This window comes from Micromonospora sp. WMMA1996, from assembly GCF_002573675.1.
GTDB lineage: Bacteria > Actinomycetota > Actinomycetes > Mycobacteriales > Micromonosporaceae > Micromonospora > Micromonospora sediminicola.
Map to the genome: position 1 here is coordinate 2,017,889 of NZ_PDHU01000001.1, position 22,218 is coordinate 2,040,106.

20 protein-coding genes are annotated in these 22,218 nt (G+C 74.2%); 6 read left to right on the forward strand and 14 right to left on the reverse strand.

What is annotated here, in order from left to right:
* Window positions 1-43: 43 nt before the first annotated feature.
* A complete protein-coding gene (locus tag COO58_RS09690) occupies window positions 44-5,824 on the forward strand; it encodes a TIR domain-containing protein (RefSeq protein ID WP_098744666.1) in 5,781 nt (1,926 codons plus the stop codon).
* Window positions 5,825-5,930: 106 nt separating this feature from the next.
* Here COO58_RS09690 and COO58_RS09695 read toward each other — a convergent pair whose 3' ends face one another.
* From COO58_RS09695 to COO58_RS09705, 3 genes are read right to left on the reverse strand one after another with little or no spacing between them, the layout of a single operon-like run.
* Window positions 5,931-6,548 carry a GNAT family N-acetyltransferase gene (locus tag COO58_RS09695; protein ID WP_098744668.1) on the reverse strand — a complete coding sequence of 206 codons (618 nt, stop codon included), beginning with the start codon at window positions 6,546-6,548 and terminating at the stop codon, window positions 5,931-5,933.
* A 5-nt stretch (window positions 6,549-6,553) separates the two neighbouring features.
* On the reverse strand, window positions 6,554-6,748 hold the full coding sequence (locus COO58_RS09700) for a DUF397 domain-containing protein (protein ID WP_098744669.1): 195 nt from the start codon (window positions 6,746-6,748) through the stop codon (window positions 6,554-6,556).
* Window positions 6,736-7,482, reverse strand: a complete 747-nt coding sequence (locus tag COO58_RS09705) for a Scr1 family TA system antitoxin-like transcriptional regulator (RefSeq protein WP_098746218.1) — start codon at window positions 7,480-7,482, stop codon at window positions 6,736-6,738. Before COO58_RS09705 ends, COO58_RS09700 begins: the two co-directional genes overlap by 13 nt.
* A 123-nt stretch (window positions 7,483-7,605) precedes the next feature.
* Here COO58_RS09705 and COO58_RS09710 point away from each other — a divergent pair, with 123 nt between their 5' ends.
* Window positions 7,606-7,935: a hypothetical protein gene (locus tag COO58_RS09710; RefSeq protein WP_245666377.1), complete on the forward strand. Its 330-nt coding sequence runs from the start codon at window positions 7,606-7,608 to the stop codon at window positions 7,933-7,935.
* Complete coding sequence (locus tag COO58_RS30170) at window positions 7,932-8,189, forward strand: flavin reductase (protein ID WP_176558783.1); 258 nt, start codon at window positions 7,932-7,934, stop codon at window positions 8,187-8,189. Before COO58_RS09710 ends, COO58_RS30170 begins: the two co-directional genes overlap by 4 nt.
* A 28-nt stretch (window positions 8,190-8,217) precedes the next feature.
* Here the strand turns inward: COO58_RS30170 and COO58_RS09720 are convergent, their stop codons facing one another.
* The 7 genes from COO58_RS09720 to COO58_RS09750 form a co-directional block, all read right to left on the reverse strand.
* Window positions 8,218-9,453, reverse strand: a complete 1,236-nt coding sequence (locus tag COO58_RS09720) for a glycoside hydrolase family 16 protein (RefSeq protein ID WP_098744671.1) — start codon at window positions 9,451-9,453, stop codon at window positions 8,218-8,220.
* Between the two features lie 152 nt (window positions 9,454-9,605).
* Entirely contained in the window at window positions 9,606-10,868 is a 1,263-nt protein-coding gene (locus COO58_RS09725) for an MFS transporter (RefSeq protein ID WP_098744672.1), read from the reverse strand.
* Complete coding sequence (locus COO58_RS09730) at window positions 10,865-11,440, reverse strand: winged helix-turn-helix domain-containing protein (RefSeq protein WP_098744674.1); 576 nt, start codon at window positions 11,438-11,440, stop codon at window positions 10,865-10,867. The genes COO58_RS09725 and COO58_RS09730 overlap by 4 nt, the downstream gene beginning before the upstream one ends.
* A 60-nt stretch (window positions 11,441-11,500) precedes the next feature.
* Window positions 11,501-11,938 (reverse strand): VOC family protein, encoded by a 438-nt coding sequence (locus tag COO58_RS09735; RefSeq protein ID WP_098744675.1) that lies wholly within the window; start codon window positions 11,936-11,938, stop codon window positions 11,501-11,503.
* 113 nt (window positions 11,939-12,051) lie between these two features.
* Window positions 12,052-12,543, reverse strand: coding sequence for an SsrA-binding protein SmpB (smpB, locus tag COO58_RS09740; protein WP_098744677.1), 492 nt, complete (start codon window positions 12,541-12,543; stop codon window positions 12,052-12,054).
* A 61-nt stretch (window positions 12,544-12,604) separates the two neighbouring features.
* On the reverse strand, window positions 12,605-13,162 hold the full coding sequence (locus COO58_RS09745; RefSeq protein ID WP_098744678.1) for a hypothetical protein: 558 nt from the start codon (window positions 13,160-13,162) through the stop codon (window positions 12,605-12,607).
* A gap of 50 nt (window positions 13,163-13,212) precedes the next feature.
* Window positions 13,213-14,919: a S8 family serine peptidase gene (locus tag COO58_RS09750; protein WP_098744680.1), complete on the reverse strand. Its 1,707-nt coding sequence runs from the start codon at window positions 14,917-14,919 to the stop codon at window positions 13,213-13,215.
* A gap of 202 nt (window positions 14,920-15,121) precedes the next feature.
* On the opposite strand from COO58_RS09750, the gene COO58_RS09755 reads away from it, so the two are divergent.
* Together COO58_RS09755 and COO58_RS09760 are read left to right on the forward strand one after the other, a co-directional pair.
* Window positions 15,122-16,000: an NAD(P)-dependent oxidoreductase gene (locus COO58_RS09755; protein ID WP_091574254.1), complete on the forward strand. Its 879-nt coding sequence runs from the start codon at window positions 15,122-15,124 to the stop codon at window positions 15,998-16,000.
* A gap of 96 nt (window positions 16,001-16,096) precedes the next feature.
* Window positions 16,097-17,161, forward strand: coding sequence for a PKD domain-containing protein (locus tag COO58_RS09760; protein ID WP_098744681.1), 1,065 nt, complete (start codon window positions 16,097-16,099; stop codon window positions 17,159-17,161).
* Window positions 17,162-17,210: 49 nt separating this feature from the next.
* On the opposite strand, the gene COO58_RS09765 is transcribed toward COO58_RS09760, so the two are convergent.
* Genes COO58_RS09765 through COO58_RS09775 form a run of 3 tightly spaced genes read right to left on the reverse strand, consistent with a single transcriptional unit; the run spans window position 17,211 to window position 19,401 of the window.
* Window positions 17,211-17,852 carry a lysoplasmalogenase gene (locus COO58_RS09765; RefSeq protein WP_098744683.1) on the reverse strand — a complete coding sequence of 214 codons (642 nt, stop codon included), beginning with the start codon at window positions 17,850-17,852 and terminating at the stop codon, window positions 17,211-17,213.
* On the reverse strand, window positions 17,849-18,676 hold the full coding sequence (locus tag COO58_RS09770; RefSeq protein ID WP_098744685.1) for a sterol desaturase family protein: 828 nt from the start codon (window positions 18,674-18,676) through the stop codon (window positions 17,849-17,851). Before COO58_RS09770 ends, COO58_RS09765 begins: the two co-directional genes overlap by 4 nt.
* Complete coding sequence (locus COO58_RS09775) at window positions 18,673-19,401, reverse strand: FadR/GntR family transcriptional regulator (RefSeq protein WP_091577582.1); 729 nt, start codon at window positions 19,399-19,401, stop codon at window positions 18,673-18,675. The genes COO58_RS09770 and COO58_RS09775 overlap by 4 nt, the downstream gene beginning before the upstream one ends.
* Window positions 19,402-19,544: 143 nt before the next feature.
* Here COO58_RS09775 and htpG point away from each other — a divergent pair, with 143 nt between their 5' ends.
* Complete coding sequence (gene htpG, locus COO58_RS09780; protein WP_098744686.1) at window positions 19,545-21,437, forward strand: molecular chaperone HtpG; 1,893 nt, start codon at window positions 19,545-19,547, stop codon at window positions 21,435-21,437.
* A gap of 65 nt (window positions 21,438-21,502) precedes the next feature.
* On the opposite strand, the gene COO58_RS09785 is transcribed toward htpG, so the two are convergent.
* Entirely contained in the window at window positions 21,503-22,201 is a 699-nt protein-coding gene (locus COO58_RS09785) for an SDR family oxidoreductase (RefSeq protein WP_098744688.1), read from the reverse strand.
* Between the last annotated feature and the right edge of the window lie 17 nt (window positions 22,202-22,218).

Consider the following 22,218-nt stretch of genomic DNA (forward strand, 5'->3'; position numbering starts at 1 on the left):
CGAGGGTGTCGATCTGTTGACCGTCGGTGGCCATAATGACCACGTGGCTGTAGGCGCGCACCCCACCCGGTCCGACCGCCCCATCGACTTCTTCATCAGCTACTCGCCCGCCGACGAACGCTGGGCGACGTGGCTGGCCTGGGAGTTCGAGGCCGCCGGTTACCGCACCCTGCTCCAGGCGTGGGACTTCGTCGCCGGCACCAACTTCATCGACTTCATGGACCGGGGGGTCCGTGAGGCCGAGGTGGTGGTGGCGGTGCTGTCCGAACGCTACCTGCACTCGACGTACGGCAAGCTGGAGTGGCAGGCGGCGCTGCGCGCCGACCCGGACGGCACCGGCAACAAGCTGGTCACCGTGCGGGTGGAGGACTGCCCGATCGACGGCCTGCTCGCCACCATCACCTACGTCGACCTGGTCGGGGTGAACGACCCGGCGCAGGCGCGCGCCCGGGTGCTGGACCGGATCCGGGAGGCGCTCGACGGTCGGGCCAAGCCGATGCGGCAGCCGGCCTTCCCGCACCACCCCGACGACCCGCACGGCGTGCTCGCCGCCCCCGCCGGCGGCGCGCCCGCCCAGCGCCGCGCCCGGCGTACGCCGATCAACCCGCCGCCGTTCCCGCCGGCCTCGGTCGCCCCACCGACCGCCCGCGACACCGTCACCGTGCTCCAGGTCGCCGGTCCCCGCTTCGGCCGGGGGGTGATCTCCCCGGGTGACCCGGTCACCCCGGGCGAACGCCAGGAGCACCTGATGGGTGACCTGACGCTGCTGATGAACGACGGGGTGCCCCGGCCCGACCTGCTCGTGGTGGCCGGCAACCTGACCGAGTCCGGCAGCCCGCGCGAGTTCTCCGACGCGCTGAGTTTCCTCACCGGGCTGCGCGTGCTGCTCGGGCTGGAGCCGCACCGCCTCGTCGTGGTGCCCGGCCCGCGGGACGTGACGATGGCCGCCTGCCGGGCCTACTTCGCCACCTGCGAGGCCGACGACGTCGACCCGCAGCCGCCGTACTGGCCCAAGTGGCGGCACTACGCCCGACTCTTCGACGAGCTCTACCAGGGTCTCGACGACCGGATCTTCGACAGCGAACAGCCGTGGACGCTGTTCGCCGTGCCCGACCTGCGGGTGGTGGTGGCCGGGCTCAACTCCACCATCGCCATCACCCACCGCGAGGAGGACCGGTACGGCTACCTCGGCGAGGCGCAGTCCAGCTGGTTCGCCCAGCGGCTGCGCCACTACCAGCAGTCCGGGTGGCTGCGGCTGGGCGCGATGGCGCACGCCCCGGGCCCGCGCAGCCCGTACGCCGACGAGGCCCCGCCGGACGGGGTGTCGCTGCGCGACCGGGGCTCGGTCAACCGGCTCGTCGGCCCGATGCTCAACCTGCTGCTCTCCGACGCCGCGCCGGCCGCCCGGGTCGACCCGGTGGTGCCGCTGGCCACCGCGCCCCGCGACGCCCGGGCGCAGGTGCTGCGGCTCGGCGCGGACGGGATGACCCGGTGGGTGCTCGGCCGCGACGACCGGCTGGAGGTCGGTGAGTCGACGGCGGTGAGCTGGCCGCGCGCCGAGGCCACCTTCGGCGCGGCCGGGCCGGCCCAGGTGCCCGACCCGCGCCGGCCGGCCGCCGTGGAGGGGCCCACCCAGAGCGAGCCCGCCGCCCCGGTGGCGACGCCGCGGTCGCCGGTGGACCGGCTGCTCGACCGCCTCGGTGAGGTCTGCGAGGCCCGCTACGACCGGGTGGTGGTGCGCCGGATCGACGCCGACCCGCCGCACCTGTACGTCAGCTACCGCTCCGACGGCGTCGTCCGGCAGCAGCGGGTCGGCGCGCACGTGGGCACCCCCGGGCCGGCCGACGTGGACCGGTTCGCCCGCCGGGTCCACGCCACCGACCCGGACCTCGGCTCCGAGCTGGTCTACGACGGTGACCGGGCACCGCGCGGGCTGGCCGAGGAGGCGCAGCGGCGCGGCGTACGGCTGCTGCACCTGACCGAGTTCCAGGGTCTGCTCGACCTGCGCGACTACGTGGCGGCGCAGACCGCCCGGCTGCAGGCCGACCGGCTCTACCCGCCCGGGCAGTACGTGCCGCAGCGCTACCGTCACCTGGTCGGCGCCGACCAGCGGGTCCGCGACGACGTGGTGGACGAGCTGCTGGAGACCGTGTCCGCCCCGGACGGCCGGTTCGTGCTGGTGCTCGGCGACTTCGGGCGCGGGAAGACGTTCGCGTTGCGTGAGGTGGCCCGCCGGCTGCCCACCGCCGCGCCCGACCTGATCCCGATCCTGGTCGAGCTGCGCGCGCTGGACAAGGCGCACTCCGTCGACGGGCTGGTCGCCGCGCACCTGGCCAACCACGGCGAGCAGGTGATCGACCTCAAGGCGTTCCGCTACATGCTGCGGCAGGGCCGGATCGTCCTGCTCTTCGACGGGTTCGACGAGCTGGTGGCCCGGGTGACCTACGACCGGGCGGCCGACCACCTGGAGACGCTGCTCCAGGCGGCCGAGGGCAACGCGAAGATCGTGGTGAGCAGCCGTACCCAGCATTTCAAGACCAACTCGCAGGTGCTGACCGCGTTGGGCGAGCGGGTCGGCCTGCTGCCGCACCGCCGGGTGCTGGCCGTGGAAGACTTCACGCCCGGCCAGATCGAGGCGTTCCTGCGCAACCGCTACGGCGGCGACGAGCAGGCCGCCCGGGAGCGGCTGAACCTGCTCGCCGGCGTGAAGGACCTGCTCGGCCTCTCCCGTAACCCGCGCATGCTCGGCTTCATCGCCAACCTCGACGAGGGCCGGCTGGCCGCCGTCGCGGGGGCCGGTGGCACGTTCAGCGCCGCCGCCCTCTACCGGGAGATCCTGGAGTCCTGGCTGGACTTCGAGGAACGGCGCACCCAGGGCATCCCGGGGGCGCCGGTGAACCTGCGCCGGCCCGAGCTGTGGCAGGCGGTGAGCCGGCTGGCGTTCCAGCTGTGGGAGAGCGGCGAGTCCTACCTGCGGCTGTCCGAGCTGACCGAGGCCACCGGCCAGCTCGCCGGGCGGGCCGAGTCCCGGCTGTCCGGGCCGCAGGCCGCGCACGCGGTCGGCGCCGGCAGCCTGCTGGTGCGCACCGACGACGGCCTGTTCGGGTTCATCCACACCTCGGTGATGGAGTGGCTGGTCGCCGAGGGCGTCGCCGAGCAGCTCAACCGGGGCGAGGAGCCGGCCGCGCTGGCGGTCCGGTCGTTGTCCGCGCTGGCCGTGGAGTTCCTCGGCGACCTCGCCGACCCGGCCCGGTGCACCGCGTGGACCGCCCGGGTGCTCGGCGACGAGACGGCCGGCGAAACGCTGCGCGCCAACGCGCTGCGGCTCAGCGCGCGGCTGCGCCTGCCCGACCGGGCCGACCTGCGCGGCGCGGTGCTGCGCGGCGAGGACCTGTCCCACCGGGAGCTGGCCGGGGCCGACCTGACCGGCGCCGACCTGACCGACACCCGGCTGGTCGCCACCAACCTGACCGAGGCGCGGCTGGAGCACGCCCGGCTGCGCGGCGCCCGCCTGGACCAGACCCGCCTCGCCGGGGCGGACCTGCGCGACGCGGAGCTGGCCGGCGCCCGCCTGTTCCGCGCCGACCTGCGGGGGGCCCGGATCGCCGGCAGCAGGTGGCACCGGACGGCGCTGATCGACGTCAGCGCGGACGCGGCGCTGTTGCGGGCCCCGGAACTGCGGGGCGCCGTCGTCGCGCCGGGCCGTGCGGTGGCGCCGGGCCTGGCCCCGCCCGCGGTGGGCGTCGGGTACGGCTTCGAGGTGGGCCGGCTGCCGGTGCCGGTGGCGTACAGCCCGGACGGCGCGGTGCTGGCCGTGGGCAGCGACGACGGTGGTGTGCTGCTGTGCGACACGGCCACCGGGCTGCCGGTGCGCACCTTGCCGGGGCACCGGTCGCGGGTCTACGCGGTGCGCTACGACGCCGCCTCGCACCAGCTCGTCACCGGCGCGGCGGACCTCACCGTCCGGCTGTGGGACGCCGACCACGGCGACGTGCGGCACGTCATCGAGGACGTCTTCGCCGGCTGGGTGTGGCCGCTGCTCACCGACGGCCGCCGGGGCCGGCTGGTGGTCGGCGACGCGGCCGGCGTGGTCCGGCTCTTCGACACCCGTACCGCACGGATGCGCCACGAGTGGCCCGGGCACGCCGCGCCGATCTGGGGCACCTCGTTCAGCCCGGACGGCCGGCGGGTGGTGGTCGCCGACAGCGCCGGCGCGGTGCGCGGCTGGGACATCCACACCGGCAAGCTGGCGTTCGAGGTGCGCGAGCCGGAGGTGGTCTACCGGGTGGTGCACTCACCGGACGGCCGGCTGCTGGTCGCCGTGGGGCAGCACGGCCGGGTGTGGGTCCGGCGGGCCACCGACGGCGCGACGGTGCGCCAGCCGCGCGGCCACGAGGCCGACGTGTACGCCCTGGACATCCACCCCGACGGCACGCTGATGGCCACCGGCGACACGCACGGCGCGCTGCGCCTGTGGGAGACCGAGACCGGCCGGCCGGTCCGGGTGCTCGGCCGGCAGCGCGGCGCGATCTACAGCGTCCGCTTCAACGGTGACGGCAGCCTGCTCGCCACCGCCGCCAGCGACGGCGCGATCCAGATCTGGGACACCGACGACGGTCAGGTGCGGCACGAGCTGACCCGGCACCGCGGCTCGGTCTGGCCGGTGGTCTGGCGGCCCGACCAGGCGCAGGTGGCGACCAGCAGCAACGACGGCACCACCCGGCTGTGGGACGTACGCAGCGGGCAGCTCCAGCACACCTTGCGCGGGCACGGGCGGCGGGTCACCGCGCTGTCGTTCCGGGACGACGGCGAGGTGCTGGCGGCCTGCGGCAACGACGGGGTGATCCGGCTCTGGGAGCCGCGGACCGGCCGGTTGCTGCGGCAGCTCGCCAGCCCGGCGGACCGCCTGCTGTCGGTGGTGTTCTGCCCGGAGGAGCCGCTGGTCGCCACGCCCAGCGGCGACGGCGGTGTGCACCTGTGGAACACCGACACCGGCGCGGACGAACGGGAACTCAACGTCGACACCGACCACGTCTGGGCGGTCGCGTTCAGCCCCGACGGCGACGCCCTGGCCACCGCGAACGACGACGACACCGTCCGCCTCTGGTACCGCCGCACCGGCCGGCACTTCGCCACGCTCACCCCGCACCGGGGCCGCGTGCGCACCGTGGCGTTCAGCCCGGACGGCGAGACCATCGCCACCGGCTGCGACGACCAGACCGTACGTCTCTGGGACGCGGCCACCGCCACCTGCCGGATGACGTTGGAGCACCACACCGACCGGGTCTACTCGGTCGGCTTCAACAGCGAGGGCACACTGCTGGCCAGCGCCGGCAACGACGGCACCGCGGTGGTGTGGGACGTGGCCACCGGGGAGGCGCGCACCGTGCTCACCGAGCACACCGGTCGGCTCTGGTCCTGCGCGTTCAGCCCGGACGGCAACCTGCTCGCCACCGCCGGCGACGACCTGGTGATCCGGCTCTGGGACCCGGGCACCGGGCGGCTGCACGGCACCCTCGCGGCGCACACCCGGCGGGTCTGGTCGGTGCACTTCAGCCCGGACAGCAGCCTCCTGGCCAGCGCCGGCGACGACGGCACCATCCGGTTGTGGGACGTGGCCGACCCGGAGCACGCCCAGTTGCGGACCACGCTGATCGGTCTGCCGGACGGTTGGGCGGCGGTCAGCCCGGACGGCCGGTACAAGCTGGACGGCGACCCGGGCGGCCAGTTCTGGCACGTCATCGGCACCTGCCGGTTCGAGGTCGGCGAACTCGACCCCTACCTCACCCAGGTCCGCCGCCTGGCCATCGACGCCCCCTTCTGACCCCGCTGACCCCCGTCGCGACGGTCCGGGCTTGGTCCACGCCGCCTCGGCGAAGTGGCGGGGTCCGGGCGCGTTCGACACCGCCACTTCGGCGGCCTGGTGTCGATCATGCCGGTCGCTCGCCGCCACGGCGGCGAGCCGGCCCGACCCAGCGGACCTCGCCGTCGTGCCACACGTCGGTGGGGGCCAGGCCGCAGGCCGTGGCCACCGCCGCCGACGCGCGGTGGTCGGGGTGGATGTGGGCCACGAGAGTACGCACACCGCCCCGCCCCAGCCAGCCGGCCATCGCGCGGGCGGCCTCGGTGGCGATCCCGCGCCCCTGCCAGGGTGTGCCCACCACCCAGGCGATCTCCGCGACCGGCCCGGCGGCGGCCGGGTCCGCGTCGCTGAGGTGCCGGTGTCCGACCGCCCGTGCGCCGCCCGTCGCGCCGTCCGGCGCCGACCCGGAGAGCTCGGTGACGGTGGCCTGCACGGTGCCGGTGAGGTGGCCCGAGTCGCGTAGCTGGATCACCCAGTTGCACCACGACTCGGCCGGATCGGGCGAGCCGGCGACCAGCCGCTCGTAGCGGGCCCGCAGCGCCGTCGCCGCCGCGGGCGCGCCGCCGATGAAGGTGTGCAGCGCCGGGTCGGCGAGCGCACCGGCCATCTCCTCGGCGTGGTCGGCGCGCAACGGCAGCAGGAGCAGGCGGGAGGTGTGGATCGTCCCGGGGGTGAACCCGCCCATCGGCGTCAGCGTCGGGGCGCGAGGTGAGCGACGAACGCCCGCCAGGCCGGCGGCGTGAAGACGAGGACCGGTCCGCCCGGATCCTTCGAGTCACGCACGCCGACCACCCCGGCCACGCCGTCGGCCACCTCGACGCAGGCACCACCGTTGGAACTGCTCCGAGTGCTGGTGCGCCAGCGCGCGCCGGTCAGTTCATCCATGATCGGGCTCTCAGGAAATCGATGGTCTGGTCTCGCGGGAGCGAAACGGACCTCACGGTATCCCAGACCGCCCAGAGCGCCGCAACGTCATTCGTGATCCGCCCGGCGGCCTGGTCGTCGAGGTGGCCGACGTCCTCCCCGTCCGGAGTGCTGGCGATGATGAACGGCCCGGCCTGACCGGGATGGAGGCCGGCACGCAGGGGAAGGACGTGCACCATCACGTGCTGGCGGCCGGCGAGGTCGACGAGGTGGTCCAGTTGCGGGTGCATGACCTCGGGATCGCCCCGCCGGAGCGCGGACTCGTCGATCACGAAGACCATCAGTGGCGGACGCGGTCGATCGAGCAGGGCTGCCTGCCGGCCGAGGCGTGCTTCCAGGAGCGCGTCCGCGTCCGCGAAGAGGGGTCCACTGCGGAGAACGGCGAGAGCGTAGGCCGGCGTCTGTAGCAGCCCGGGCAGGACGCTGGACTCGTACCAGCCTAGGGCGGTCGCTTCTCGTTCGATGTCGGCCCAGGGGCGGAACCAGGCCGGTTCCTTGCGCTTGAGCGCGTCCGGCCACAGCTCCGCCGCGTCCCGGCCGAGCAGTTCGGCGACCTGGGCCCGGTGCCTGGTCTGCGGGATGCGGCCCTGGCTGGCCCACCGGGCCGCGGTCTTCGGGTCGACGCCGACCCGCTCGGCGAGGCTCTCGGCGGTGTGGCCCGCCTCGGCCATCGCGGCCGCCACGGCGCGGTTCATCCTGACGTCCTCCTCGAACATCCCGGGCATCCCGCAGCCATCCTGCAACGCAGTGTGATTGTCCCGCAACGCTCGGCAGGGTTCTGGTCGACGGCATGTCGCCGCGACGAGAGGGGACGGACGATGCCGGAGGAACGGGCCCGCGTGGTGCGGCCGGACGTACCCGAGGGGGAGCGGGACGGATCGCCGGGCCGGCACCGGGCGACCGGCCCGGCCTGGGTGTGCGACGCCTGCGGCGCGGACTGGCCGTGTCCGGCGTGGACGGCGACGCCCACGGACGCGGCGCGGCGGGCGGAGCTGCTGCCGGAGTTCGTCCGGCTGGCCCGGCGGGCGATCCGTGACCTGCGCGGCCGTCCCGGTGGGCCGCAGCCACCGGAGATCGTGCGGCGGTTCCTGTGGTTCCTGCCGTTGACCGACGAGGAGGCGCGCGCGGTCGCGCTGAGGCTGCGGTGAGCCGGGGTCGCCGGGAGCACGTCCCGTCGCGGCCGACCTGGCGGTGCCGGGCGTGCGGGATCGCCTGGCCGTGCTCGCCGGCGAAGTTGCGGCTGCTCGCGGCCTACCGGGAGGCGCGTCCCGCGCTGCTGGTCCATCTGGCCACGCTGTACGCGCAGGCCGAGGCGGACCTGCCCGCCCCGGCGCGGGGCGGGCAGGCGGTCGACCGTTACCGGCGTTTCGTCGGTTGGGTGGGGCGCCGGGGCGGGCGGTGAGCGCCGCCCGCCCGGGCGGGGGATCCGGTCAGCGCCGCCACTTCTGGTTGGCGGTGCCGCCGCACTCCCAGATCTGTAGCCGGGTGCCGTCGGCCGAGCTGGGGCCGGTGGCGTCCAGGCACTTGTTGGCCTGCGGGTTGACGATGTCGCCGGCGGAGCTGAACACCCACTTCTGGGCTCCGGTGCCGTTGCAGTCCCACAGTTGCACCTTGGCGCCGTTGGCGGTCGAGCCGGAGGTGACGTCGAGGCACTTGCCGAGCGCGCGCACCGAGCCGTCGGCGTTCCAGGTCCAGCGCTGGGCGGCGGTGCCGTTGCAGGTCCACAGTTGCACGGCGGTGCCGTTGGCGGTGTTGGCGCCGGCCACGTCGACGCACTTGTCGCCGTAGCCGACGATCGGGCCGCCGGTGCCCCCGCCGCCGTTGTCCCAGGCCTGCACCCGGACGTAGTCGATCGTCATGGTCTGCGGGAACGTGGTGGAGCCGTCCGGCGAGCCGGGCCAGTTGCCGCCGACCGCCACGTTCATGATCATGAAGAACGGGTGGTCGAAGACCCAGCGGTTGCCGCCCGCGTCGGCGGGGGTCTTGCGGGAGTACGCGACGCCGTCGAGATACCAGGTGATCGAGTCGGGCGCCCAGTCCACGGTGAACGTGTGGAACGCGTCGGCGAGCGCCTGCCCGCCGGGCAGCGAGGTGGACGCGCCGATGCCGTTGCCGCCGGAGTAGCTCGGGCCGTGCAGCGTGCCCCACACGGTGGACGGCGCGTAGCCGACGTTCTCCATGATGTCGATCTCGCCGCTGTTGGGCCACGGGTTGGTGCCGATGTCGTTGCCGAGCATCCAGAACGCCGGCCACAGGCCCTGCCCGCGCGGGACCTTGATGCGGGCCTCGAACCGCCCGTACGCCTGGGCGAACGTGCCGTTGGTGAGCAGGCGGGCCGAGGTGTACTGGCAGCTGCCGTACCAGCAGTTGTAGCCGGCCGGGTTCTCCTTGCGGGCGGTGATGACCAGGTTGCCGTTGCCGTCGAGCGCGGCGTTGCGGGTGCTGGTGGTGTAGTACTGCAACTCGTTGTTGCCCCAACCGCTGCCGCCCACGTCGTAGCGCCACTTGCTCGCGTCGGGCGCGGCGCCGGCCGGGCCGTTGAAGTCGTCGGACCAGGTGACCGCGCCGGGGGCGGCCATCGCGGGGGTGCTCGGAACGGTGGTGAGGGCGGCGGTGAGGCCGACCGCCGCCATCGCCAGTGCGGCGACGGTACGGATGCTGCGCACGGGGTGCCTCCTGCGGTGGTGGGGGTGGGTCGTTCCCGTGCCGGCGGCCGGGCCCGCCGAACGGTAAACAAACCATAAAGATAGGCTTCGATGAAGGTATGAACGAAGCCGTCCCCTGTCAAGAGAGCGCTCCCCGTCGATGCGTGCCGTCGTCAGGCGGCGTCGGCCGGCACCGGCTGTCGATCCCGCGTCGACGGCGGCCGGCGCATCTCCCGCCACGGCCCGCCGAGCAGCGGCGTCAGCACCACCAGCAGGTAGCAGGCGCCCATGGTGACCAGCGTGGAGGTGGTGCCGAACCGGTCTGCCGCCAGGCCCGCGCCGAACGCGCCGACCGGCATGGCCGCCCACGCGCCGGCACCGATCACCCCGAACACCCGGGCCCGCATGGCCGGCGGCACCCGCTCCACTTCCACCGCGCCCATCAGCGGGTTGAGCGCGCCGGCGGCCAGCCCGGCCACCGCCACCACCGCGACCATCACCGGCAGCGGCGGCGCGGCGGCGAGCGCCCACAGCGGCGGCGCGCCACACACCGCGAAGGCGGTGACGAACGTGGCCCGGCGGGGCAGCCGGTGGCCGATGGCGCTGAACACCAGCGAGCCGACCAGCGCGCCGCCGCCCATGGTGCCCACCAGCAGGCCGAACGCGGCCGGGCCGCCGAGTTCCCGGTCGGCGACCACCGGCAGCAGCACCTGGCTCTTGGCCGCGTCGAACAGGTTGGTCACCAGCACCAGCAGGACCATGGCCCGCAGCAGCGGCTCGCGGACCAGGAACCGCAGCCCGGCCGCGAAATCCGACCAGTAGCCGCGCCGGTCGGGCTCCGGCTCCTCGGCGGCCGGGCGTAGGCCGCGCGGCACCAGCAGCGCCACGACCAGTGCCGACACGGCGAACGTCACCGCGTCGATGGCCAGCACCGGCACCGCGCCCAGCACGCCGACCAGCAGCCCGGCGACCGGCGCACCGATCATGCGGGCGCCGCGCGAGGTCGCCTCCTCCCAGCCGATCGCCCGCTCGATCGGCACCCCGGCGGCGGCCGCGGCCTCCGGCATCAGCGCGGTCCGGGCGGTCTGGCCCGGCGTGTCCAGCAGCCCGCTGACGAAGACCAGCGCCAGCAACGCCGGGAACGGCAGGCCGACGGTGGCGTGCAACAGGGGTACGGCGGCGATCGTCGCGCCGGAGACCACGTCGGCCAGGACGCTGGACCGGCGGTAGCCGATCCGGTCGACCAGCACGCCGCCGAACGCGCCGCCGAGCACCACCGGTGCGGTGGCGAACGCGCCGGCGAGCCCGGTGGCCGCCGGCGAGCCGGTCTCGGCCAGCACATAGAGCGGCAGCGCGATCAACGTCAGCACGTTGCCGGTCAGCGAGACGGCATGCCCGATCAGCAGTCCGGCCAGTGGCCGGCGGTCGCGCGTCACCGCGGGCCCCGGTAGGCCTGCCAGATCAGCGTCACCATCTCCGCGCCCGGCCGCCCGGGCGCGCCGCGTGCCTGCCACCGGGCGCCCATCTCGGACAGCTCCCGGCGCAGCTCCACCAGTTCGTCCGGGGTCAGGTGCAGCACCGTGTCGCTGCTGGTGGTGCCGCGCACCCAGGCCCGGTCGAGGTCGGCCTCGGACTCCAGGTATGCCAGGTAGCGGTCCACATAGCGCTGCATGGCGGCCCGGCGCAACAGGTCGGAGGCGAGCCGGCGCTCCGGGTCGTCGAGCAGCTCGACCGGTTCCCACTGGGTGCGGGCGTGCGCCGCCTGCCACCACCGCTCGCGACGGTCGCGGGCCAGGTCGGGCGCCTCCGTCACGAAGCCGTGCTCGGCCAGCTTGCCCAGGTGGTAGCTGACCGAGCCGACCGCCTCGCCGGTGTGTTCGCTCAGCAGGCCGACGGTCTGCGCACCGCGCCGGCGCAGCTCGCCGAGCAGACGCAGCCGGGTGGGATGGGCCAGCGCCCGCATGGCCCGCGCGTCGGTCAGGTGCACGGTGCTCGGATCGTCCGCCATGCCGCCACGCTAGACCAACAAGAAGTGATGTACAAGGAGTGTTGTATGTTGCCGCCTCGATCAGTCGAGGCAGAACTCGTTGCCCTCCGGGTCGGTCATCACGATGTGGCCGGCGGCCAGCGGGGGCGCGGGCTCGTGCCGGTCCCCCCGGGTCGCGCCGAGCGCGACCAGCCGGTCGGCCGCCGCCTCCAGCGCCGCCATCCGGGCCTCGCCGGTGAGCCCCGGCGCGGCCCGCACGTCCAGGTGCACCCGGTTCTTGGCCTGCTTCGGCTCCGGCACCCGCTGGAAGAACAACCGCGGGCCGGCGCCCTCGGGGTCGACCACCGCCGACGCGTCGTTGTGCCGCTGCGGCGGCACACCCATCGCGGTCAGCGCCTGCTCCCACGAGTCGAAGCCCGCGGGCGGGCCCTGGACCCGGTAGCCGAGGGCCTCGGCCCAGAACGCCGCCAGCTTCGCCGGGTCGGCGCAGTCGAAGGTGATTTGCACGTCGCGGGCCATCTCAGCTCGCCTTCCGTCCGGTCCGCCGGCGAGGCGGCGGCGCGTGTGATCGGTCGCCGTCCAGCTTGCCGGAGCCAGCGGACAGGAACTGTCCGCAACACGTGGCGGACCGATCAGGCGCGGCGGCCGACCGCACGGCCCTTGAGGCGGCGGCCCATCTCCCGGGCGATCTCCCGGTTGGCGTCGCGCTCGGCGAGCGCCTGGCGCTTGTCGTACGAGCGGCGGCCCCGGGCCAGCCCCAGCTCGACCTTGGCCCAGCCGTCCGCGAAGTACATCGACAGCGGCACCAGCGTGATCCCGCCGTCGCGCAGCCGCTCCAGGATCCGGGCGATCTCCACCCGGTGCAGCAGCAGCTTGCGGGTGCGGCGGGGCGCGTGGTTGGTCCAGGTGCCGAAGCCGTACTCGGCGATGTGCAGGCCGTGCAGCATGATCTCGCCGTCGTGCTCCTGGGCGAACGCGTCGACCAGCGACACCCGACCCTCGCGCAACGACTTCACCTCGGTGCCGGCCAGCACGATGCCCGCCTCGTAGGTCTTGAGCACGTCGTAGTCGTGCCGCGCCTTCTTGTTCGAGGCGATCAGCTTGCGCCCGTTCTCCCTGGCCACGCCGGCAGGATACCCGCCGGCGCCGGCACGGAGCCGACGCCGGCGGGCGTGGTGGGGAGGATCAGACCCGGCACTGCCAGGAGTACGGGTCGCCGAAGCGGACGAAGCGCTCGACGGTCGCGTACCCGCGGGTGGTCTCCCGGCAGGCGGCCAGCACGTCGACGTCGGAGTAGGTCACCCCGGCCCGGCTGTAGCGCACGCAGCGCCAGTCGTAGACCGTGCCGCCGCGCAGCTCCGCGGTGGAGTTGCCGGTGACCTGGCACCAGCGGGTCAGTTCCGGCGCCACCACGTCGGCGCGGACCCGCCAGCAGCGCACCGAGGTCGGATCGTAGAAGTCGCCGATCCGGTCCGTCGCCGCGTCGGTCCGGTACGTCCACCGGCACGCCGCCTCGAAGGTCAGGTCGCCGAGGCGGCCGTCGCCGGCCCGGCAGTGCCAGTCGTACGCGGTCGGACCGGTCAGCACCGCGTCGGCCGCGCCGAGCGACCGGCAGTACGCGCCCAGGTCGAGGCCGCCCAGCTCCTGTGGGGGCGGCGGGGAGGCGTGCGCCGCGGCGGGCCCGCCGAGCGCGGCGGCGAGCAGGGCCAGCGTGGTGAGCAGTGCGCGCAGTGTGCGTCGCATGGTCGTCCTTCCGGTCACGGGGTGAGGCGGTGGTGGCGGCGGTGCGGTGGTCAGCGGTCGCAGGGCGGGACGCCCCGGAACCCGGTGGTGAGGTCGGCGACGACCTGGACGGTGCCGGGCGCGCCGGCGGTGACCGTCCGGTCGGCGACGTCGACGCAGCCGGCGTCGCTGTCGGTCCAGGTCTGCTCCACGTGCGCCCAGTCGCCGAGCGTGTACTTGTAGGCCAGCTCGGTCCCGGCCGGCACGGTGAGCACCGTGCGGTACGGGCCGGTCCGGTCGACCGGGCGCAGCGGCACGCCGGACGGATCCCAGTCCGGCAGGCCGGTGCCGAGCCGGCTCAGCGTGCCGGCCAGGCGTACCCCGGCGTTCTCGACCGTCGGCTCGCCGGGGCGCACCCCGGCCCGCACCAGCAGGCGGGTGGTCGTGCCGGGCCGGCCGGTGGCGGCGCGCAGCGCCAGGTCGACGTCGAGCACCCCGGCGCCGCAGCGGCACTCGTCGGGTCGGGCGCTGGGCCGGGCGGTCGCGGTGAGCAGCGCCGACGTCTCGGCGGGACGCAGGTCGGGGCGGCGGTCCAGCAGCAGCGCCACGGCGGCGCTGACGTGCGGCGCGGCCATGCTCGTGCCGGCGTACGCCGCCCAGCCGTCGCCCTCGGGCACGGTGCGGCCGGTGTCGACGGTGGACCGTACGCCGTGCTCCCGGTCGCCGCCGGGGGCGGCCAGCTCGACCGCCGTACCCCGGTTGGAGTAGCCGGCCCGTTCACCGTCGACGGTGCTGGCCGCGACCGTGAGCACCCCGGCGCAGCTCGCCGGCGTCTGCTGGGCGGCGTCGGCGCCGGCGTTGCCGGCGGACACCACCACTGTCGCGCCCCGCGCCACGGCGTCGTCGATCGCGGCCTGCGTGGCCGGGTCGCACGGGCCGGGCGCACCGAGGCTGAGGTTGAGCACCCGGGCCGGGGTGGGGTTGTCCGGCACCCCCGGCACGCGTCCGCCGGCGGCCCAGACGATCGCGTCGACCAGGTCGGCGGTGGTACCACCGCACCGGCCCAGGACGCGCACCGGCTGGACCCGCGCGCCGGGTGCGAGCCCGGCCACCCCACCCTCGTCGCGCGCCGCGACGGTGCCCGCGACGTGGGTGCCGTGCCAACTGCTCGGGCGGAACTCCGGGCCGCAGTCGCCCGGCTCGGCCCAGTCGCCCTGGTCGGTGGCGTCCGGGTCGCGTCCGTCGCCGTCGCGGGCGTCGTCCGGCGCGCTGACGAAGTCGTAGCCGGCGCGCAGCCGCCCGGCCAGGTCGTGGTGCCGGGTGACACCGGTGTCGAGCACCGCGACCGTCACGCCGGCGCCGTCCGCGCCGGTGGCCCAGGCCGCGTCCGCGTACACGCCGCCGACCGGGTCGTGCAGGTCCCACGCGACGGGCGGGACCGGGTCGGTGTCGGCGCGCAGTCGGGTCTCCCGGCCGGCCCAGGCCACGTCGGCGCGGGCGCGCAGCCGCTCGAGCAGCGCCGCCGCGCCGCGGGCGGGCAGGGCGTGGTCGGCGCGCACCAACAGGTCACCGGTGGCGAGCGTGCGCCGGACGGTCAGCCGGACGCCGTCGACCCGCCCCACCGCGGCGAGATCGTCGGCGAGCGCGGCCGGCCCGGCGGCCGGTCGCACCAGGAACGTGGGCGCAGCGGCCGGCGAGGGCCCGGCGGCCGCCGGGGCAGGCGTTGGTACGGCGGCGAGAACGACCACCGCGAGCGGGAGGGCGAGACGACGAAGCACGCCATCACGCTAGGAGTGCGTGGAAGTCCTTTCAAGGCTTGCAAGTGGACAGTCTTGATAAGAAAGGATTTCCAGAATCTTGCGAAAGTGAATGATGGTCCGGTGAGCTGCCGACCGACAAGTCGTCCGATCCGGAGTGTGGGACGCCGCCGTCCGGCCCCGCGCCTAGGCTGGCCCGGACGGGCGACGACGGGAGCGGTGGATGACACGGGTGGCGATGCTCGGCCTCGGCGGCATGGGGACGCCGATGGCGGCCAACCTGCTCGGCGCCGGCCTGGACACGGTGGTGTGGAACCGGCACCCGGAGCCGGCCCGTGCGCTCGCGGATCGGGGCGCCGAGGTGGCGGCCGATCCGGCCGACGCGGTCCGGCGGGCGGACGTGGCGGTGACCATGGTGACCGACGCCGCCGTGGTCCGCGCGATCGCCGTCGACCAGGGCATGCTCGCCGCGCTGCCGGCCGGGGCGGTCTGGGCGCAGATGAGCACCATCGGGGTCGCCGAGACCGGACGGCTGGCCGAGCTGGTCGCCGCCGAGCGCCCCGACGTCACGCTGGTCGACGCGCCGGTGGCCGGCAGTCGGGGCCCGGCCGAGCAGGGCAGGCTCGTGGTGCTCGCCTCCGGGCCGGACCAGGCCCGCGAGCGGGTCGCGCCGGTCTTCGACGCGGTCGGGCAGCGGACGCTGTGGCTCGGGCCGACCGGCGCCGGCTCGCGGCTCAAACTCGTCAACAACCTGCTGCTCGCGTTCGTCAACGAGGGCGTCGCCGCGGCGGTCGCCCTCGGCGACACGCTCGGCCTCGACCGCGACACCGTACGGGAGGCGCTGGGCGGCAGCCCGCTGGTGTCGCCGTGGGCGGCCGAGAAGCTGGGCCGGATCGTCCGCGACGAGCACGACGCGCAGTACGCGCTCGCGCTGGCGCTCAAGGACGTCGAGCTGGCGCTGCGGGAGGCGCCGCCGGGCAGCTTCCCGGCCGGCGAGGCGCTGGCCGCCGAGTGGCGGCACGCGGTGGACCAGGGCCTCGGCGGCGACGACCTGACCGTGGTGACCCGGGTGCTCGGATCCGGCGCGACCCGCCGACCTTAACCTCGGCGAGAGCTTCTCTTAGCCCGGCCCTGGGGTGCGGGTTCCTACCGTGGCCCGGTCGCATCCACAAGGGATACGGGGCCCCCAGGAGGAGAAGTGGTCAACCGACAGTTCGCCCGGATCGCCGTCGCGGTTCCGGGCGTGGTCGCCCTGCTGGCCGTCAACGCGGCGGGCGCGTCCGCCGCGGCCGACGCGCCGGCCAACGACAACCTGGCCGGCGCGCTGCCGGTCGGCGCGCTGCCGTTCGTCGACGGCCAGGATCTCAGCGCCGCCACCGTGCAGGAGGGCGAGCCGTCGTCCTGCTTCGAGGCCGGCCGGACGGTCTGGTACTCGTACACGCCCACCGCGGATCAACTGGTCACCGCCGGCACCGGACCGGACTACCTCGGGGTCGCGGTCTACACCGGCGACTCCCTCGGGACCCTCGCCGAGGTCACCTGTCGCCCCACCTACGGCGGCACGCCCGTGACGTTCCGGGCACGGGCCGGCACGACGTACCTTCTCCGGATCGGCGCGGACTACGCCGAGCAGACGACGTTCCGGCTGGACGTGGCACCCGGCCCGGAGGTCGACTTCGACGTGGCCGACGTGGAGTGGAGCGTCTTCGACGAGGTCGCGTTCTGGCCCCGGCTGTACGACCCGGCCGGCCTCGGCATCGACCTGGGTTCGCTCGTCTGGGACTTCGGCGACGGCACCACGTCGACCGAGCAGTATCCCCGGCACCGCTTCACGTCCGACGGCGACCACCGGGTGCGGCTGACCGCGCGCACTGTCGACGGGCGCACCGCCACGGCCACCCACACCTCCGTGGTCCGCACCCACGACGTGGCGGTGGTCAAGGTGAACACCCCCTCGACCGCCCGTGCCGGACAGCGCGTCGGCATCACCGTCGAGGTGCGCAACAACCGCTACGACGAGCACGTGGAGGTCCGCCTCGAACGCAGCAACCCGTGGGGATTCGAGCAGGTGGACGCCGCCACCAAGCCGGTCCCGGCGACGGACGGCGGTGGACGCACCTCGTTCTCGTTCACGTACACGGTGACGCCGGAGGACGCGGCGATGGGCAAGGTGACCTTCCGCGCGGTGGCCGCGGTGCGGGACCACCGCGACGCGCTCCCGGCGGACAACCAGCTGATCTCGACCCCGGTCCGGGTGCGCTGACGGCTCCCGTGGGCGGCGGCACGACCTCGCGCCGCCGCCCACGTCGGGGTCAGGCCGGGACCGGCGCCGGGTCGCGGGCCGGGCCGGCGGCGGCGCGGTCGGCCGCCCAGCCGGTGGTGATCAGCAGCAGCGCGGCGCTGTAGGTGCCCATCACCAGCAGGCCGGCGCCGGGCAGGTCCCCGCCGGCCGCGCCGACGCCGATCAGCAGGTCGGAGACGAGGAACAACGCGCCGCCGGCAGCGGTCCGCGCGGACACGCCGGTCGCGGCGGCGGCCATCAGGCACAGGGCCAGGCTGTAGCCGAGCACCGGCAGCCGCAGCGGCCCCAACGCGCTCCACAGCAGGGCGTTGCCGGCCGCCCAGGCGAGCAGGTAGCCCACCCACGCCAGGGCCGGCGGGCGTCCGCGCCGCAGGAACCCGGTGAGGAACGCCAGCTGCGCCACCAGGAAGAACCCCATGCCGAGCAGGAACGCGCCCCGGCCCGGCACGAGCAGGGCCACGTCCCCGGCGGTGGCGGCGACCAGACCGACCGCCACCGCGTCCACCCGCCGTCGCCGCTGCCACAGGTACGCCAGCAGCACCGGCGCCAGCAGTGGCTTGGCCAGCCACTGGAGCGCCGCCGAGTCGAGCGCGACGCCGACCAGCTCGACCGCGGCGACCAGCCCGAACAGGGTCAGCCAGGAGCGCCTCACCGGGCCGGCTGCCAGCCGGGTCGGCCGAACAGGTAACCGAGGCGGTGCCGCCAGCACGTGGCCCGGCGCACGTCGGACCAGATCGCGGCGAACTCGTGGGTGGCCACCCGCAGCGGGTTGTAGGTGCCGATGTTCTTCGTGAGCCCGTAGCGCGCGGTGGCCCGCTCCGGCTCGAAGGTGCCGAACAGCCGGTCCCAGATGATCAGAATGCCGCCGTAGTTGCGGTCCAGGTATTCGGTGTTCGAGCCGTGGTGCACCCGGTGGTGCGACGGCGTGTTGAAGATCCACTCGATCGGCCGGGGCAGTACGTTGATCCGCTCGGTGTGCAGGAAGAACTGGTACAGCAGACTGACCGACTGCTGGAGGAAGATCATCCACGGCGGGATGCCGAGCAGCGCCAGCGCCAGCCAGAACGGCAGCGAGGTCATCGGCGTCCAGCTCTGCCGCAGCGCGGTGGAGAGGTTGTAGTAGACGCTGGAGTGGTGCACGACGTGGCTCGCCCAGAGCACGCGCACCTCGTGGTGGGAGCGGTGGAACCAGTAGTAGGCCAGGTCGTCGGCGAAGAAGAGGATCACCCAGGTCCACCAGTCGCCGGGGGAGAGGTGGACCGGCGCGACCGTCCACAGGGCCGCGAAGACACCGACCGTGAGCAGCTTCCACGGAAAGCCGATGATCTGACTGCCCAGCCCCATCGACAGGCTGGTGGTGGTGTCGCGCAGCTCGTAGCCGCGTTCCTCGTCGTCGGGCAGGAAGCGGTAGGAGACCGCCTCGATGATGATCAGGAGCAGGAACGCCGGTACGGCGTACAGCACGGCGGGGATCATGCGCGCGCTTCCCTTCCGGTGGTGGGGGTGGTGGGGGTGGTGACCGGGGCGGTCAGGAGCGCCCGGGCGTGCCGGGCGGCCGCCGCGCCCTGACCGGACGCGATCGCGGCGGCGAGGCGGCGGTGGCCGGCGACGTCGAGCAGTTCGGCGGTACGGGTGTCCGGGGGGACGTCGCCGACCGCGAACGTGCCGGCGACCAGGCTGTTGAAGGCCAGCTGGTAGGCGGTGTTGCCGCTGCCGCGCACGACCAGGCGCCAGATCGCGATGTTCGCCTCGGCCATCCGGTCCAGGTCGGGGGCGAGTGAGCCGTACTCCTCGGCGGCCCGGACCAGGGCGGCGACGACCGCCGTGTCGCCGCGCTCGGCGCAGAGCCGGGCCGCGTCGATGCCGACGCAGGCCCGCATCTCCAGCATGTCGCGCACCAGCGTCGCGACCGGAAGCACGTCACCGGAGCGGGCCAGCGACAGCGCCAGGTCGAGCCCGGCGTGCACCCGCCAGTCCAGCACCCGGGTCGCGCCGCCCTGGCTGACCCGGACCAGGCCGAGCTGTTGCAGCCGGCGCAACGCCTCCCGGACCGCGTGCCGGTTCACCGCGAAGGCGGCGGCCAGCTCGCGCTCGCCCGGCAGGGTCTCGTCCGGGCGGTAGCGACCGGACACGATCGCGTCGCGGAGCTGGCCGAAGACGTGGTCGGAGACCGAGGCGCGGGGAGCGGGGGCGAAGGCCATGGCCAGCAGTGTGGCCCCGCACACATCAACCCGTCAACTGGTTGGACCAGTCAGGTTTCGGTACCGGTCCGGCCGGTGGGTGCCGTCCCGGTCACCCCTCGTATCCTTTCCGCCGTAGCCCCGCAACCGGGAAGGGAGTCGGTGTGAGCGACCGGGTCGAGACGCTGGAGTTCCAGGCCGAGGCGCGTCAGCTGCTGCAGCTGATGGTGCACTCGATCTACTCGAACAAGGACGTCTTCCTGCGCGAACTGATCTCGAACGCGTCCGACGCGCTGGACAAGCTGCGGCTGGCGTCGCTGGTCGACAAGGACCTGTCGGTCGACGCGTCCGACCTGCACATCGAGATCGAGGTGGACAGGGACGCCCGCACGCTGACCGTGCGGGACAACGGCATCGGCATGTCCCGCGACGAGGTGGTCGGCCTGATCGGCACGATCGCCAAGTCCGGCACCGCCGAGCTGCTGCGTACGCTGCGCGAGTCCAAGGACGCCGCCGCCGACCAGGACCTGATCGGCCAGTTCGGGGTCGGCTTCTACGCCACCTTCATGGTCGCCGACCGGGTGACGCTGCTGACCCGGCGGGCCGGGGAGACCGGCGGCACCCGTTGGGAGTCCTCCGGCGAGGGCACCTACTCCGTGGAGGCGGTCGACGAGGCGCCGCAGGGCACCTCGGTCACCCTGCACCTCAAGCCGGTCGACGCCGACGACAACCTGCACGACTACACCGCCGAGCGGACCATCCGCGAGATCGTCAAGCGCTACTCCGACTTCATCGCCTGGCCGATCCGGATGAGCGTGGACGTCCCCGGCGAGGACGGCGCCGCCAACCGCGAGGAGCAGACGCTCAACTCGATGAAGGCGCTCTGGGCGCGGTCGCGCGACGAGGTGGACGAGGCCGAGTACAAGGAGTTCTACCGGCACGTCGCGCACGACTGGGCCGACCCCCTCGAGACCATCCACATGCGCGGCGAGGGCACGTTCGAGTACGAGGCGCTGCTCTTCCTGCCCTCGCACGCCCCGCTCGACCTGTTCGCCCCGCAGGGCCGTCGTGGCGTGCAGCTCTACGTCAAGCGCGTGTTCATCATGGACGACTGCGAGGCGCTGATCCCCAACTACCTGCGCTTCGTCAAGGGTGTGGTGGACGCGCACGACCTGTCGCTGAACATCTCCCGGGAGATCCTGCAGCAGGACCGGCAGATCCGCGCGGTGCGCCGGCGGTTGGTCAAGAAGGTGCTGGGCACGCTCAAGGACATGTCCGCCGAGTCGTACCGCACGTTCTGGACCGAGTTCGGGCCGGTGGTCAAGGAGGGTCTGCTGGAGGACCCGGACAACACCGAGGCGCTGCTGGACCTGGTCCGCGCGGCCAGCACCCACGACCCGGCCGAGCCGACCACGCTGCGCGCCTACGTGGAGCGGATGAAGGACGGCCAGACCGAGATCTACTACGCCACCGGCGAGAACCGGGCCACCATCGAGAACTCGCCGCACCTGGAGGCGTTCCGGGCCAAAGGTTACGAGGTGCTGATCCTCACCGACCCGGTGGACGAGGTGTGGGTCGAGCGGGTCGGCGCGTACGACGGGAAGACGCTGCGCTCGGTGGCCAAGGGCCAGGTCGACCTGGAGACCGAGGAGGAGAAGGAGAAGGCCGAGGCCGAGCGGCAGGAGTACGCCGACCTGCTCACCTTCCTCGGCGGCGCGCTCACCGACAGCGTCAAGGAGGTGCGGCTGTCCACCCGGCTGACCACCTCGCCGGCCTGCGTGGTGGGCGACGCGTACGACATGACGCCGACGCTGGAGAAGATGTACCGGGCGATGGGTCAGGAGGTGCCCCGGGTCAAGCGGATCCTGGAGCTGAACCCGACCCACCCGCTGGTCACCGGGCTGCGCAAGGCGCACGGCGAGGGTGGCGACACCGCCGCGCTGACCGAGACCGCCGAGCTGCTGTACGGCATGGCGCTGCTGGCCGAGGGCGGCGACCTCGCCGACCCGGCCCGCTTCACCCGGATCCTCGCCGACCGCCTCGCCCGCGGCCTCTAGAGGTAAGGAAGGGCCCCTTCTTAACGCTTCGTGCAGAGGAGGGGGCCCTTCTTAACACCGGACGCTCAGGGGAGGTCGGGGTAGAGGGCGGCCACGCCGCCGGACAGTCCGGCCTGGACCCGGCGGGCGACGTCGTCGGCCAGGATCTCGTAGCTGTCGGACTCGATGCCGTCGGCAGCCATCCGGGCGACCTCGGCCGGGTCGGCCTTGGGTCCGGTGACGGCGGCGGCCATGTCGGTGTCCATGTAGCCGACGTGCAGGCCGGCGACCCGGACGCCCCGGTCGGCGAGCTCGACGCGCAGCGCGTTGGTCATCGACCACTCGGCGGCCTTCGCCGCCCCGTACGCGCCGACGCCGGGGAACGTGAACCAGGACAGGGCCGACATGACGTTCAGGATCGTCCCGCCGCCGTTCGCCGCGATCCGGGGCGCGAACGCCCGCACCACCGACAGCGTGCCGAGGTAGTGCGTCTCCAGCTCCAGCCGGATCTGGTCGAGGTCGCCGTCGAGCAGGTCGGCGCCGGTGCTCACGCCGGCGTTGTTGACCAGCAGCGTCACGTCGCCGGCGCGCTGCGCGGCGGCGGCCACCGAGGCGGGGTCGGTGACGTCCAGGCGTAGCGGGGTGACGCCGGGCAGGTCGACGCTGTCCGGGTTGCGCGCGCCGGCCCAGACCGTGGCGCCCCGCGCCACGAGTTCCGCGGCCAGGCGCCGGCCGAAGCCGCGGTTCGCGCCGGTGACCAGGGCGGTGCTTCCAGCGATCTTCATGTCTCGCTCCGAGGGTG

Coding starts and splice junctions, on each gene's coding strand:
- COO58_RS09695 (WP_098744668.1), bottom strand. CDS start 6,548: ATGGGCGGGTTCACCCCCGGGACGATCCACACCTCCCGCCTGCTCCTG.
- COO58_RS09700 (WP_098744669.1), bottom strand. CDS start 6,748: ATGGATGAACTGACCGGCGCGCGCTGGCGCACCAGCACTCGGAGCAGT.
- COO58_RS09705 (WP_098746218.1), bottom strand. CDS start 7,482: ATGAACCGCGCCGTGGCGGCCGCGATGGCCGAGGCGGGCCACACCGCC.
- COO58_RS09710 (WP_245666377.1), top strand. CDS start 7,606: ATGCCGGAGGAACGGGCCCGCGTGGTGCGGCCGGACGTACCCGAGGGG.
- COO58_RS09730 (WP_098744674.1), bottom strand. CDS start 11,440: ATGGCGGACGATCCGAGCACCGTGCACCTGACCGACGCGCGGGCCATG.
- COO58_RS09735 (WP_098744675.1), bottom strand. CDS start 11,938: ATGGCCCGCGACGTGCAAATCACCTTCGACTGCGCCGACCCGGCGAAG.
- COO58_RS09745 (WP_098744678.1), bottom strand. CDS start 13,162: ATGCGACGCACACTGCGCGCACTGCTCACCACGCTGGCCCTGCTCGCC.
- COO58_RS09755 (WP_091574254.1), top strand. CDS start 15,122: ATGACACGGGTGGCGATGCTCGGCCTCGGCGGCATGGGGACGCCGATG.
- COO58_RS09770 (WP_098744685.1), bottom strand. CDS start 18,676: ATGATCCCCGCCGTGCTGTACGCCGTACCGGCGTTCCTGCTCCTGATC.
- COO58_RS09775 (WP_091577582.1), bottom strand. CDS start 19,401: ATGGCCTTCGCCCCCGCTCCCCGCGCCTCGGTCTCCGACCACGTCTTC.
- COO58_RS09785 (WP_098744688.1), bottom strand. CDS start 22,201: ATGAAGATCGCTGGAAGCACCGCCCTGGTCACCGGCGCGAACCGCGGC.